Raw genomic sequence first — 12,301 nt, forward strand, 5'->3', positions numbered from 1 at the left:
TGTGGGTGTCGACGTCGAAGAACCGGCTCTCCGCGGCCCGGAGCCGGCGGTGCTCGGCCTCGACCGGGTCGAACGTAGCGCGGGCGGCCTCCACGGTGCGGTCCAGCTGCGCCCAGGTGAGCCGGTGCGCGACGGGGGCGAGGTGCCGGTCCACGTGTGCGGCCCCCGCGAAGGGCAGGGAGCGGGTGTAGCCCGCGATCCGCCGGGCCCGCCACACCGCGACCTGCCCGGCCAGCACCCGCTCCCACAGCCGCGGGAGCCGGTGGCGGACCTCGACCGCATCCCCGAGGTAGCCACGTCCCGCGTCGGTGGACAGGCCGACGGCGAGGGCGAAGTCCGCGACACAGAACTCCGCGACCAGCGGCGCCCCGGGTCCGGCGATCGCCAGCTCCCCTTCGGTGCCCTCGACGGTGGCGGCGTCGTCGAGGTCCTCGACCGGGTGCGCGGCCGCCCACTCGGTCGCCATCTCGAACTGCGCGACCTCGGCGCCGGTCAAGACGCCGTGGTTGGCCTCGAGGGCAGCCAGCACCCCGCCGGGACCATCGAGGTCCGGGTGCGTGAGCGGGGTGGCTGCCATGGATCCATCCCAGCACTGCCCACCGACAGCGCAGCCCCGGAATCGCCTTGTTCCACAGGGCTCCGACCACTTCGAAAGTAAAATCTTCCGGAGTCGTTGGGTGGGTGATGTCGGTAGCCGGAATCCCGGGTCGACGACGGTGACCACAAGCACGACGACCACACGCAGGCCTGGTGCCGAGAGGCCGACGGTGACCACCTCGCGCGCAACCCCAGCGAACGGCGACCACGTCCCCCGTCAAAGCCACCCCGACCCGAGACCACCAGCAAGCCGACGCACAGTCGGTGGCGGACCCGATACGCCGCGGCTCGTTCCTCGCGACGGCGAGGGAGACCTCCGAACGCGGTCACCACCTCGCGCTCAACCACAGCGAACGGCGACCACGTCCCCCGTTCTTCAACCACCTGCGCCCCCGAGGACCCGCGGGCCGGAGCAGAGCCGCGGCGGTGGTTTCTCGGGGACGGCGGAGCGCTGACAGACTCGGGCGGGTGAGCATCAGCGAGTCCATGTCTGCCTACATCGCCGGCCTGCCGAAGGCCGAGCTGCACGTCCATCACGTGGGGTCGGCGTCGCCGCGGATCGTCTCCGAGCTCGCGGAGCGGCACCCCGGGACCGTGCCGAGCGACCCCGACGAGCTGCGCCGCTTCTTCGAGTTCCGCGACTTCGCGCACTTCATCGAGGTCTACCTCGCCGTGGTCGACCTGGTCCGGACGCCGGACGACATCCGCTACCTCACCCACGAGATCGGGCGGGAGATGGCGACCGGACAGGGCCTGCGGTACGCCGAGCTGACCTGCACGCCGTACACGTCCGTGCGCCCGCACGAGGAGGGCAAGGGCATGCCCATCGAGGCCTACACCGAGGCCATCGAGGACGCCCGGGTGGCGGTCGAGCGGGACTTCGGCCTGGTGCTGCGGTGGATCTACGACATCCCGGGTGAGTCGGGTCTGCCGGCGGCCGACGCGACGCTGGCGTACGCTCTCGAGCACCGCACCGACGCGCTCGTCGGCTTCGGGCTCGGCGGTCCGGAGATCGGCGTGCCCCGGCCGCAGTTCCAGCCCCACTTCGACGCCGCCCGCGCCGCCGGGCTGCACAGCGTGCCGCACGCCGGTGAGACGACCGGTCCCGAGACCGTCTGGCACGCCCTCGACCTCCTCGGTGCCGAACGGATCGGTCACGGGACCTCGGCCGCCCAGGACGCCGACCTGCTCGTCCACCTCGCGGAGCGTGGCGTGCCGCTCGAGGTCTGCCCCTCGTCGAACCTGGCGACCCGCGCGGTGGGCCGGCTCGAGGACCACCCGATCCGGGCGTTCCGTGACGCCGGGGTGACCGTCACCGTCAACTCCGACGACCCGCCGATGTTCAACACGACGCTGAACCGGGAGTACGAACTGGCGGCCGACCTGCTCGATCTCGACCGCGCCGGCGTGGCCGACGTGGCGCGGACCGCCGTACGTGTGTCCTTCGCCGAGAGCGACGTGCAGCGGCGCATCCTCGGCGAGATCGACGCCTACGCGGCGGCGGAGGGCCCGGAAATGGAATAAGGCCCCGCGAGCTCATACCAAGCGGGGCCGACACCTTTGTATCCCGAGCGGGTGCCAAACCCTGGGATTGGCGCGCGTGTCGACCGCATCACACTCACACGCACGCGTGGCCAGGATTAGGGTGACGCCATGTCAAGCAGGTCCCCGATCCGCGTCGCGGTCGTCAACGACTACGAGATCGTCGTCGCCGGCGTCGCCGCGATGCTCGCCCCGCACCATGACCGCGTCGTCGTCGTCGAGCTCGACTCCGGCCTCTCGGTCGTGAGCGACGTGGACGTCATCCTCTACGACACGTTCGGTCAGGTGCAGGGCGACGCGGTCGACCTCGAGGACCTGGTGCGTGGCAACACCGTGCCGGTCGCGATCTTCAGCTGGAACCTCCAGCCCGACCTCGTCCAGCGGGCGATCGACCACGGCGCGGCCGGCTACGTCTCCAAGGGCCTCAGCGCGGGGGAGATCGTCGACGCGATCGAGGCGATCCACCGCGGCGAGACCGTGGCCCCGCCGGCGTCGGTCGAGGCTGCCGACGAGGACCCGAGCGGGGAGTGGCCCGGACGCGAGCTCGGCCTGACCGCGCGTGAGGCCGAGGTGGTCGCGCTGATCACCCAGGGCCTGAGCAACCAGGAGATCGCCGACCAGACCTACCTCTCGATCAACTCGGTCAAGACCTACATCCGCACGGCCTACCGCAAGATCGAGGTGAGCCGGCGCTCGCAGGCGGTCGCGTGGGGGATGACGCACGGCTTCTCCCCGGACCGGAGCCGCAGCCTCGCCACCGACGGCTGACCCGCCCCGGCCGGGCGCCGGGCGAGCATGGCGGTGCCGTGGGCGGGTACCCGATCGGCATGGGAGATCGTGAGCACACCAAGCAGCCGGTCGAGGAGGTCCGCCCGGTGGAGACCGATGCGGTCCCGGACGAGGAGGGCGTGTCCGACGCCAGCGCGGCGGACGACCTGCAGGAGGAGCCGAACGAGCATCTCAACCGGCCCGAGCAGCACGACTTCGACCCGGCCGAGCGCGAGCAGTACCAGCAGACCATCGCCGATGCCGACCATCCCGAGGACCGCTGAGCGGCAGCGCGGAGGGTCAGCGTAGGCGGCCGAGGTACGCCGTGGTCCGGCGTACGTCGCGCACCCGGCGCTCCCACGTGACTCCGACGACCGTGAGGGCCGTGCCGGCCAGGCCGATCAGCGCCCACTGCGGGACGTCGGCCGCGTAGGGCGCCAGCTCACGCACCACGAGGACCGCACCCACCGCGGCGCCGACCACGAGGGGGGCGCTCCACTGCAGCGCCGGGCCGGCGAGGACCAGAGCGAGACAGGCGAGTCCGAGCAGCAGGGCGCGCAGGGACGCCGGATCGTCCAGGACCCACACCAGCGACGGGACGGTGCCCAGCACCAGCCCGGGGAGCAGCGCGGTCGTGGTGGAGGCCTCCGGGTCGCGGCGCAACCGGTCGAGACCGACCGCCACCAGAGCGACGGCGCCCGGCAGCGTGTAGGCCTCGGGCGCCTCGACCCCGAGGTCGGCCAGCCGGACCCAGGTGGCCGCGGCCAGCAGCCCACCGCCCGGCCAGCCGAGCACCCGGCGGGTCGGGTGCACGAGGGCGCTCGCGGTGACGAGTGCGCCGGCCACGGTCAGGTGGATCGCCAGGGCGGTGGCGGTGTCGTCCGCCGAGGTCACCGCGACGACGGCGGCCGCCGCCCCGCCCAGGGCGGCGGCGACCTCGACGTCCGGCACCGCCATGACCAGCGCGAGCAGACCGACCACGACCAGCACCGGGACGCCGCGGTAGACCGGATCCACGTCCGCCGCGGTCAAGCCGGACCAGACGAAGGCCGCGGACGCCACCGGCAGCAGCAGCCCGCCGCCCGTCCCGGCATCGGCGAACCGCCCGGTCCACCGGATCGCGATCGCCTCGACGACGAGTACGCCGGTGGCGATGGTCGTCAGGGCCGCGCTCGGCAGCGCCACGGTGATGGCGCCGACGCTCACCAGCACCCCGGCGATCGCCGCCCCGACGCCGAGCGTGTCGTCTCGGCGTACGCCGAGCGCGACGAGCGCGCCACCCACGAGCAGCAGGGCGCCCACGATCGTCCACGCAGGCACGGGCAGGAGCGCCAGCGAGCCGATGCCGCCCAGGGCGAGGCCGCCGGCGGAACCCGTCAGCCAGGCGGGCTCCGTCGCGCGTGGCAGCACCGACGTCACCGCGGCCAGCAGGGTCGCCGCTCCGACCACCAGCAGCGCCGGGTGAGCGACCGGGTCCGCGTCGGGGAGGTCGAAGCCGACGGTGGTGGTGAACGGCTCGCGGCCGGTCGCGTTGACCGTGGCCTCGGCGGCCAGGCCGAGCGTGATGAGGACGACCGGCACCGCGCTCGCCAGGAGCGGCAGCTGGGCCACGGGACGCCAGGCCTCCGGCAGGAGGACGGCGGCGGCGGTCCACGCCAGTGTCGCGGCGATCGCGACGACGCCCACCGTCGTCGTGGTCTCGTCGACGGAGGGCAGTGCGGCCGTGACCGTGAGCGCTGTGGCGCTGGCCGCCGCGGCCGCCCGGACCACCTGCGGGTGGTGGCGGGCGAGGCCGGCCGGGAGGAGCAGCATCAGCGCGGCGGTGAGGAGCGCGAGCCCGTGGCCGTGGGCCCACAGGCCGGCGAGGCTCGCGTGGTCGGCGGCCTCCTGCAGACCCGACACCGCCAGGCCGAGCCACCACCAGGTCGCGATGAGAGCGCTGGCGACGACCAGCAGGGGCAGCGAGAGGCGGCGGCCGAGCGCCACCAGGACGGCGTACCCGAGGACGGCGACCGCCGCGACGAGCTGGCGGTGGTCGGTGAGCCCGAGCGCGCCGATCCCGGCGGCCGAGCCGGCGAAGGCCGCGCCGAGCTGTGGGGCGCCGAGCCGGGTGAGGACCGTCAGCGTCAGCGCCGCCGTCGTGACCACGGCGCCGGTGACGCACACCGTGCCGTTGGTGGACAGGTCGCCGAGCCAGCCGGCGTTGTCGGCTCCGACGACGTCGAGGGCCAGCAGGCCCAGGGCCACGGTCGTCAGCGCCTCGGCCGCCATCCGCAGCCCGTGCCGGCCGAACCAGACGCCGAGACCGCCGCTGAGCACGGTCAGGCCCACCAGCACCGCGGTCCGGCCGCCGACGCCGAGCCAGGACCACGCGACGGCCAGGAAGATCACCGCGGCGACGAGCAGGCAGAGGGCGCCGAGGCCGAGCAGGATCTTCGGGACCGAGAGGTGGCTCAGGCCGCGGCGTTCCGGCCGCTCCGGACGGGTCCGTGGCGGCGGCAGGGTGACCGGGGCTTGCTCGGGCAGGGTTGCCGAGTCGGCGCGCAGCTGCTCGAGCAGCCGGTCGGCGTTCTGGAGGGTTGCGAGCAGCTCCGAGGCGACCGGGCCGCTCAGGCCGAGCCCGCACGCCGGACAGGCCTGGGCGCCGAGCGGCAGCCGGGCCGAGCAGTCCGGACAGACGAGCGGGTCCCCGAAGCGCCTCACACCGCCATTGACCCACAACCGACGAGCGTCCCGAGGCGGAACGGCCATGTCGGGTGTGGGTCGGCGGGGCGTCCCAGGCAGCTCCGATCAGCCGGGGATGTCCCGCGGGTCGTGCCCGTAGGTGTGCCGGTCGCCGATCGTCCCGTCGAGCTTGCGGATGATGTGCTCGGTACGGCGGTCCTGGGCCTCCTCGCGGCCGACCTCGACGGCCGCCTCACGGGTGTCGAAGTCCTGCGGCAGGTCGCCGTGGCCCTCGATCTTGTTCTTCCATCGGCCGTCGACGTGGTACGTCTCGACGTCGCCCTCAGGCATGGCGCTCTCCTCTGGTCGGTTGCGCAACCGGTACCCAGAGGCACCGGCCCGGAACGTGCCTCATCGGATGGAGGAGTGGAGCGGAGTGGAGCGCCCCCGGCAGGACTCGAACCTGCGACCGGCGGATTAGAAGGCCGCTGCTCTATCCAGCTGAGCTACGGAGGCGGGAGGAGGCGACGCCTACGAGCTCGACCTCGGGTGGAGGTGTCGTTCACGCGGGCGAGTGCGCCACCGGGCGTCAGTATGCCGCACGCCGGTCGTCGTCGAACACGCCGAGGTCAGCGGCGCAGCGAGCCCATCCACTCCTCCACGTCGGCGGAGGTGCGGGGGAGGGCGGCGGAGAGGTTCCGCGAGCCGTCGGCCGTGACCAGGATGTCGTCCTCGATCCGGATACCGATGCCGCGCAGCTCCTGGGGCACCAGCAGGTCGTCCTCCTGGAAGTACAGACCCGGCTCGACGGTGAGCACCATGCCCTCGGCGAGCGTGCCCTCGGCGTACGCCTCGGGAGCCGCCTGGCCGCAGTCGTGCACGTCCAGCCCCAGCATGTGGCTGGTGCCGTGCAGCGTCCACCTGGCGTAGACCCGGCTCTCCGGGTCGAGTGCCTCCTGCGCCGAGACCGGGAGCAGCCCCATGCCCTCCAGGCCGTGAGCGAGCACCTCCATGGCGGCGTTGTGGGCCGAGCGGAACGGCTGGCCGGGACGTACGGCGGCGATGCCGGCCTCCTGCGCCGCGAGGACGAGGTCGTACAGCTCGCGCTGGAGGTCGGTGAACCGGCCGTCGACGGGCAGCGTGCGGGTCACGTCGGCGGTGTAGAGGGAACGGTTCTCCACGCCCATGTCCAGCAGCACCAGGTCGCCGGGGGTGATCGGACCGGTGTTGTCGATCCAGTGCAGCGTCGTGGCGTGCTTGCCGCCGCCGACGATCGAGTCGTAGCCGATGTCGTTGCCCATCGCCCGCGCGCGGCGGAAGAACGTGCCCTCGATCCAGCGCTCGCCGTAGCGAAGCACGTCGTCCCACTCGCGCACGGAATCCTCGAAGCCGAGCGTGGTGATGTCGCAGGCCTCCTGGAGCTGCTCGATCTCCCACTCGTCCTTGACCAGGCGCAGCTCGGAGGCCACCCGGGCGAGCTCGGCGTCGCGGGCCTCGTCGGCGCCGACCAGGCCGTCGACCGTCGCGGACACCCCGCGCAGCACGCGGGTCTTGCCGCTGCCCTGCAGGGCGTCCGGCAGCTCGTCGAGGTGGCGCACCTCGAGGCCGAGCGAGTCGGAGATCTCCTTGAGCGACGGGCGCCGGCCGGCCCAGAGCTCGCCGTACTGGCGGTCGCGGAAGAACTCGTCGGTCTCGCGCGAGGAGCGCGGACGGGCGTAGAGCACCGACTCGCCGCCCTGGACGACCAGGACGGCGTCGCTGGTCTGGTTGCCGGAGAAGTAGGTGTGGGCGGTGTCCGGCCGGAACCGGTAGTCGGTGTCGTTGGCCCGGACCTTGAAGGTGCCGGCCGGGAGCACCAGGCGCTCGCCGGGGAACGCCTCGGCCAGCCGGGCGCGGCGGCGCGCGGCCGGCTCGGCCACCGGCTGGACCGGCAGGTCGAGCTCGCGGTCGCCCCAGCCCTCGCGCATGAACGCGGCGTAGGCGGCGGGGACCGCCGGGTCGTGCGACTCGGTCTTGGGCGTCGCCGGCTGCGTCGACGCGTCGGTGCCTTCGGGTGGGGTCGGCTCGCTCACGCGCTCACTGTACGCCGCGACGCGCCACCGGCACGGTGCGGCGGCCCAGCCCCGATAGGCTGCCGTCCATGCCTGGTGCCCGCCGCGACCACGCGACCTCATCGGTCGCGTTCGCGGTCGTGGTGACCGTGCTGGTGTGCCTGGGCGCGCTGGCGATCCTCGCCGTCCTGGCCCTGTCGGGCGCCCCCGGATCGCTCGCGCTCGCCACCGTGCTCGCGGCGCTGCCGGTCGGTCCGCTGGTGGCGTGCTACCTGTGGCTGGACCGCTACGAGCCCGAGCCCCGCACGCTGCTGGCCGCGGGCCTGCTCTGGGGCTGCTTCGTCGCCACCGCGGCCGCGTTGCTGATCCAGGGCGTCGGCGGGTTCGTGCTCTCGTTCACCGACAAGCAGAGCCTCGCCATCGTCGCGCCGGTGACCGAGGAGGCCAGCAAGGGCGTGTTCCTCCTGCTGCTGCTCTGGTGGCGCCGGGCCGAGCTCGACGGAGTGCTGGACGGCCTGGTCTACGCCGGCATGGTCGGCATCGGGTTCGCGTTCACCGAGAACATCCTCTACCTGGCGGCGGCGTACAACGGCACCGACGGCGCGGGCCCGGGCGGCACCGAGGCGCTGACCGCGACGTTCGTGGTCCGGTGCCTGTTCAGCCCGTTCGCGCACCCGCTGTTCACGGCGTTCACGGGCATCGGCGTGGGTCTGGCCGTCAACGCCCGCCGGCCCGCCGCCCGCATCCTCTTCCCGCTCGGCGGGTACGCCCTTGCCGTGGTCGCGCATGCCGTGTGGAACACCTCGACGGTGTACGGCTTCGACAACTTCGTGGTCGCCTACGTCGTGCTGATGGCCCCCGCCTTCGTGGCGCTCATCGGTCTCGCGGTCTGGGTCCGCGGCTCCGAGCGCCGCGTGCTGGCCTCGGCCCTCACCGACGCCGCGAACCGTGGGCTGGTGCCGGCCACCGACATCGGCTGGGTGGTCGACCTCACGGCCCGTCGCCGCAGCCGAGCGTTCGCGCGGCAGCAGGGTGGGCGGGCGGCCGAGCGCGCCATGCGGGAGTACCAGCAGGCCGCCATCGAGCTCGGGTTCTTGCACTACCGGTTCCTACGCGGGACGCCGCCGCCGGACTACGCGGCACGCGGTCAGCAGTTCCTCCAGCGGATCGCGGCACTGCGCCCGTCGATCGCCTTCCCCGGACAGGTGGTACCCACCAGATGACCCTCTCTCGCGACGAGAGCGACCACAGCGACCACATGGACACCCGGATGCTCACCGCCCTGGTGCAGCTGCGCGGTGCCCTGCAGGCCGCGCGGTTGCCTCTGGACGTCCCCGGGGTCGAGGAGCGGCGTACGTCGCGGCAGCTGATGATCGACCAGCTCGAGGACTACGTGATCCCGCGGCAGATGACGATCGACGCCCCGTTGCTCGTGGTCGTGGGCGGCTCCACCGGGGCCGGCAAGTCCACGCTGGTGAACTCTCTCGTCGGGCGTCGTGTCACCGCGTCCGGGCTGCTGCGCCCGACCACGCGCTCGCCAGTGCTCGTCCACCACCCCGACGACGCGCGCTGGTTCGGCCAGGACCGGCTGCTGCCGGACCTCGTCCGCACCGACCACGCGACGGACGACCCGCACGCCCTGCAGCTCGTCGCGGCCGACACGGTCCCCGAGGGTCTGGCGATCCTGGACGCGCCCGACGTCGACTCCGTGGAGGAGCACAACCGCACGCTCGCGGCCCAGCTGCTCGCCGCCGCCGACCTCTGGCTGTTCGTGACGTCCGCGGCGCGCTACTCCGACCAGGTGCCGTGGGACTACCTCCGCCAGGCCGCCGAGCGGTCGACGTCGGTGGCGATCGTGCTGGACCGCACGCCCGCGGACTCCGTCCAGACGGTGGCGGCCCACCTGGCCCGGATGCTGGCGAGCCGGGGGCTGAAGGACTCCCCGCTGTTCACGGTCGACGAGGCGCCGATCTCCGAGGACGGGCTGCTCCCTGCCGAGGAGGTCGCGGAGATCCGCGGGTGGCTGGTCTCGCTCGCCGAGGACGCCGACGCCCGTGCCCTGGTCGTGCGGCAGACCCTCGACGGCACGATCCGGACGCTCGGCCGGCAGACCTACGCGATCGCCGACGCCGCCGCCGCCCAGCTCGACGCCGTGGCGCAGCTGCGCGCCGTGGCCGGCACGACGTACGACGACGCCACCGCCCGGCTCGTGGCCGAGGCGGGCGACGGGACGCTGCTGCGCGGCGAGGTGCTGGCCCGCTGGCAGGACCTGGTCGGCACCGGTGAGCTGCTCCGCGGCCTCGACCAGCGGGTCGGGCGGCTGCGCGACCGGGTCGTCAGCGCGGTCAAGGGCACGCCCCAGCAGGCCGACCGGGTGCTGCTCGCCGTCGAGGCCGGAGCCGAGGCGCTCGTGCTCGACCACGCGGAGGCGGCGGCGACCCGCGTCCACACGGCCTGGGCGGAGTCGGGTGCGGGTGCCGGGCTGCTCGTCGGGCGCGACGACCTGCGTCGACCCGCCGCGGACCTGCGCCGGCGCGCGGAGTCCGAGGTCCGGGTCTGGCAGGAGGAGGTCCTCGACCTGATCCGCACCGAGGGAGCCGACAAGCGCACCAGCGCCCGCTTCCTCGCCTATGGCGTGCATGGGCTGGGCGTCGCGCTCATGGTCGCGACGTTCCGGCGTACGGCGCCGGTCGCCGACGACCTGGGCCGCACGCTGCTCGACGCCGTCTTCGGTGCGGCCGCGGTCGACGCGCTCGTCGAACGAGCCGGTGCGTCGCTGGAGCGCCGGCTCAGGTCGCTCGCGGAGAGCGAGCGGGCCCGCTACGTCGCGGTCCTCGACGGGCTCGACCTGCCCGCGGACGCCCCCGACCAGCTCCGCGCCGCCTCCCGACGAGTCGACGACCGGCGGTTCGAGCAGGCCCGGTCGGGAGCCGAGACGACGACGTGAGCACCCGACCCCCTAGGGTGGGTCCTGCACTGTCCCACCGCTGCACCCCGCCGTCGCCGGGGCGAGGGAGAACATGACGTCCTTGCTCGAGGGGGCCAAGAAGCTGGTCACCCGTGGCACCGAGATCGGTGCCCGCATCGAGGGTCTCGACGCCGCCACCTACGCGGCCCGGGGCCGGCTCGACGACGCCGTCGTCGAGGACGCCCAGGCGGTCATCGACCGCGCGACCGGGAGGCTGAAGCTGTCGGCCACGCACACGGTGGTCGCGATCGGCGGCGCGACGGGGTCGGGCAAGTCCTCGACCTTCAACGCGTTGACCGGCCTGGAGCTCTCCGCCGTCGGGGTGCGCCGGCCGACGACGTCGTGGGCCTCGGCGTGCGTGTGGGGCCGAGACGGCGCCGAGGAGCTGCTCGAGTGGCTCGGCATCCCGCCGCGCCACCAGACGACCCGCGACTCGATGCTCGACTCGGGACGCCGAGGCGACGAGTCCGAGCTCGACGGGGTCGTGCTCCTCGACCTGCCCGACCACGACTCGACCGAGGTCGCGCACCATCTCGAGGTGGACCGGCTGGTCGACCTCGCCGACCTGCTCGTCTGGGTCCTCGACCCCCAGAAGTACGCCGACGCGGCGATCCACGACCGCTACCTCGCGCCCTCGGCCGACCGCCAGGACGTGATGCTGGTCGTGCTGAACCACATCGACACGGTGCCCGAGGAGCGGCGCCAGTCGATGCTCGACGACGTGCGCCGCCTGCTCGACGCCGACGGTCTCGACCGGGTGCCCGTGCTGGCGGTCAGCGCCCGGCACGGCACCGGGATCCCCGAGCTGCGTGCCGAGATCGCCCGTCGTGCCGCGGAGAAGCACGCCACCCGGGCCCGCCTCGACGCGGACGTGCGCGCCGCCGCGACCGAGCTGTCGCTCGCGTCGGGCGACGCCCCGACCCGGGTGCTCACGCCCGAGCGCGTGGCGGCTCTCGACGACGCGTTCGCCGAGACGGCGGGCGTCCCGACGATCGTGGAGGCCGTGGAGCGGTCCACGCGGATGCGGGTCACGCGGGCGACCAGCTGGCCGGTGTTCACCTGGCTCTCCGGCATCAAGCCCGACCCGTTGAAGCACCTCGATCTCGATCTCGGCCCGGACGGCCGTCAGCTGGCCGGTCGCGGCCGCGGGGCGGAGCCGCAGACCGCCCAGGTGCAGCGGGCGCGGGTCGACACGGAGGTCCGCGTGCTGGCCGACGACGTCTCCCAGGGGCTGGCGAGCCCGTGGGTGGAGGCCGTGCGCCGGGCGTCGGTCTCGCGGCTCGACGAGCTCGGCGACCGGCTCGACGGTGCCCTCGCATCGGCCGAGGTCCGCGTCGGCCGGCTGCCGCTCTGGGCCGGGCTGGTCCGGGTCGTCCAGTGGCTGCTACTCGCCGCCGGCCTCGCGGGGCTGGTGTGGACCGGCGTGCTCGCCGGCACCGGCAAGCTCCAGGACTCCGACACCCCGCAGGTCGCCGGCGTCGCGCTGGCGCTGGTGCTGCTCGTCGGGGGCATCGTGCTCGGTGTCCTCCTCGGGCTCGGATGCCGGATCGCGGCGCGCAAGGTCGCCCGGCAGCGTGCCGAGGACGCCGACGAGCGTCTCCGCGGCGCGGTCGCGGAGGTCTCCCACGAGCTGGTCGTCGATCCGGTGGAGATCGAGCTGGCGGCGTACACCGCGGTGCGCAACGGCCTCAGCCGCGCGCTCGCCTGACCC

10 protein-coding genes and 1 tRNA gene are annotated in these 12,301 nt (G+C 73.8%); 6 read left to right on the top strand and 5 right to left on the bottom strand.

Annotation, left to right across the window (positions count from 1 at the left end; translation table 11 throughout):
* Positions 1-577 (bottom strand): DUF222 domain-containing protein (locus tag VGD85_RS22480; protein ID WP_331065662.1); only part of this gene is annotated, 577 nt, incomplete at its 3' end.
* A gap of 488 nt (positions 578-1,065) precedes the next feature.
* On the opposite strand from VGD85_RS22480, the gene VGD85_RS22485 reads away from it, so the two are divergent.
* From VGD85_RS22485 to VGD85_RS22495, 3 genes are all read left to right on the top strand, one after another.
* Positions 1,066-2,121: an adenosine deaminase gene (locus VGD85_RS22485; protein ID WP_331065663.1), complete on the top strand. Its 1,056-nt coding sequence runs from the start codon at positions 1,066-1,068 to the stop codon at positions 2,119-2,121.
* Positions 2,122-2,250: 129 nt separating this feature from the next.
* The gene (locus VGD85_RS22490) at positions 2,251-2,907 is read left to right on the top strand and encodes a response regulator transcription factor (RefSeq protein ID WP_331065664.1); all 657 of its coding nucleotides are present in this window, start codon (positions 2,251-2,253) and stop codon (positions 2,905-2,907) included.
* Positions 2,908-2,966: 59 nt separating this feature from the next.
* Entirely contained in the window at positions 2,967-3,191 is a 225-nt protein-coding gene (locus VGD85_RS22495; RefSeq protein WP_331065665.1) for a hypothetical protein, read from the top strand.
* 16 nt (positions 3,192-3,207) lie between these two features.
* Here VGD85_RS22495 and VGD85_RS22500 read toward each other — a convergent pair whose 3' ends face one another.
* The 4 genes from VGD85_RS22500 to VGD85_RS22515 form a co-directional block, all read right to left on the bottom strand.
* Entirely contained in the window at positions 3,208-5,610 is a 2,403-nt protein-coding gene (locus VGD85_RS22500; protein ID WP_331065666.1) for an SCO7613 C-terminal domain-containing membrane protein, read from the bottom strand.
* Between the two features lie 87 nt (positions 5,611-5,697).
* Positions 5,698-5,922 (bottom strand): DUF2188 domain-containing protein, encoded by a 225-nt coding sequence (locus VGD85_RS22505; RefSeq protein ID WP_331065667.1) that lies wholly within the window; start codon positions 5,920-5,922, stop codon positions 5,698-5,700.
* A gap of 91 nt (positions 5,923-6,013) precedes the next feature.
* A tRNA-Arg gene (locus VGD85_RS22510) sits at positions 6,014-6,087 on the bottom strand.
* Positions 6,088-6,200: 113 nt separating this feature from the next.
* On the bottom strand, positions 6,201-7,643 hold the full coding sequence (locus VGD85_RS22515; RefSeq protein WP_331065668.1) for an aminopeptidase P family protein: 1,443 nt from the start codon (positions 7,641-7,643) through the stop codon (positions 6,201-6,203).
* Positions 7,644-7,711: 68 nt separating this feature from the next.
* On the opposite strand from VGD85_RS22515, the gene VGD85_RS22520 reads away from it, so the two are divergent.
* The 3 genes from VGD85_RS22520 to VGD85_RS22530 all read left to right on the top strand — a co-directional run bounded on the left by VGD85_RS22520 (position 7,712) and on the right by VGD85_RS22530 (position 12,298).
* Positions 7,712-8,845, top strand: a complete 1,134-nt coding sequence (locus tag VGD85_RS22520) for a PrsW family intramembrane metalloprotease (RefSeq protein ID WP_331065669.1) — start codon at positions 7,712-7,714, stop codon at positions 8,843-8,845.
* Positions 8,842-10,569: a dynamin family protein gene (locus VGD85_RS22525; protein ID WP_331065670.1), complete on the top strand. Its 1,728-nt coding sequence runs from the start codon at positions 8,842-8,844 to the stop codon at positions 10,567-10,569. The genes VGD85_RS22520 and VGD85_RS22525 overlap by 4 nt, the downstream gene beginning before the upstream one ends.
* 73 nt (positions 10,570-10,642) lie before the next feature.
* Positions 10,643-12,298 carry a GTPase gene (locus VGD85_RS22530; RefSeq protein ID WP_331065671.1) on the top strand — a complete coding sequence of 552 codons (1,656 nt, stop codon included), beginning with the start codon at positions 10,643-10,645 and terminating at the stop codon, positions 12,296-12,298.
* The last annotated feature ends 3 nt before the right edge of the window (positions 12,299-12,301 follow it).

The sequence above is a fragment of the Nocardioides sp. genome, from assembly GCF_036401255.1.
In the GTDB taxonomy this organism is placed as follows: domain Bacteria; phylum Actinomycetota; class Actinomycetes; order Propionibacteriales; family Nocardioidaceae; genus Nocardioides.

Bases quoted from the DNA above. Each gene is read 5' to 3' on its own strand.
- VGD85_RS22490 (WP_331065664.1), top strand. From the start codon at position 2,251: ATGTCAAGCAGGTCCCCGATCCGCGTCGCGGTCGTCAACGACTACGAG.
- VGD85_RS22530 (WP_331065671.1), top strand. From the start codon at position 10,643: ATGACGTCCTTGCTCGAGGGGGCCAAGAAGCTGGTCACCCGTGGCACC.
- VGD85_RS22525 (WP_331065670.1), top strand. From the start codon at position 8,842: ATGACCCTCTCTCGCGACGAGAGCGACCACAGCGACCACATGGACACC.
- VGD85_RS22520 (WP_331065669.1), top strand. From the start codon at position 7,712: ATGCCTGGTGCCCGCCGCGACCACGCGACCTCATCGGTCGCGTTCGCG.
- VGD85_RS22495 (WP_331065665.1), top strand. From the start codon at position 2,967: ATGGGAGATCGTGAGCACACCAAGCAGCCGGTCGAGGAGGTCCGCCCG.
- VGD85_RS22505 (WP_331065667.1), bottom strand. From the start codon at position 5,922: ATGCCTGAGGGCGACGTCGAGACGTACCACGTCGACGGCCGATGGAAG.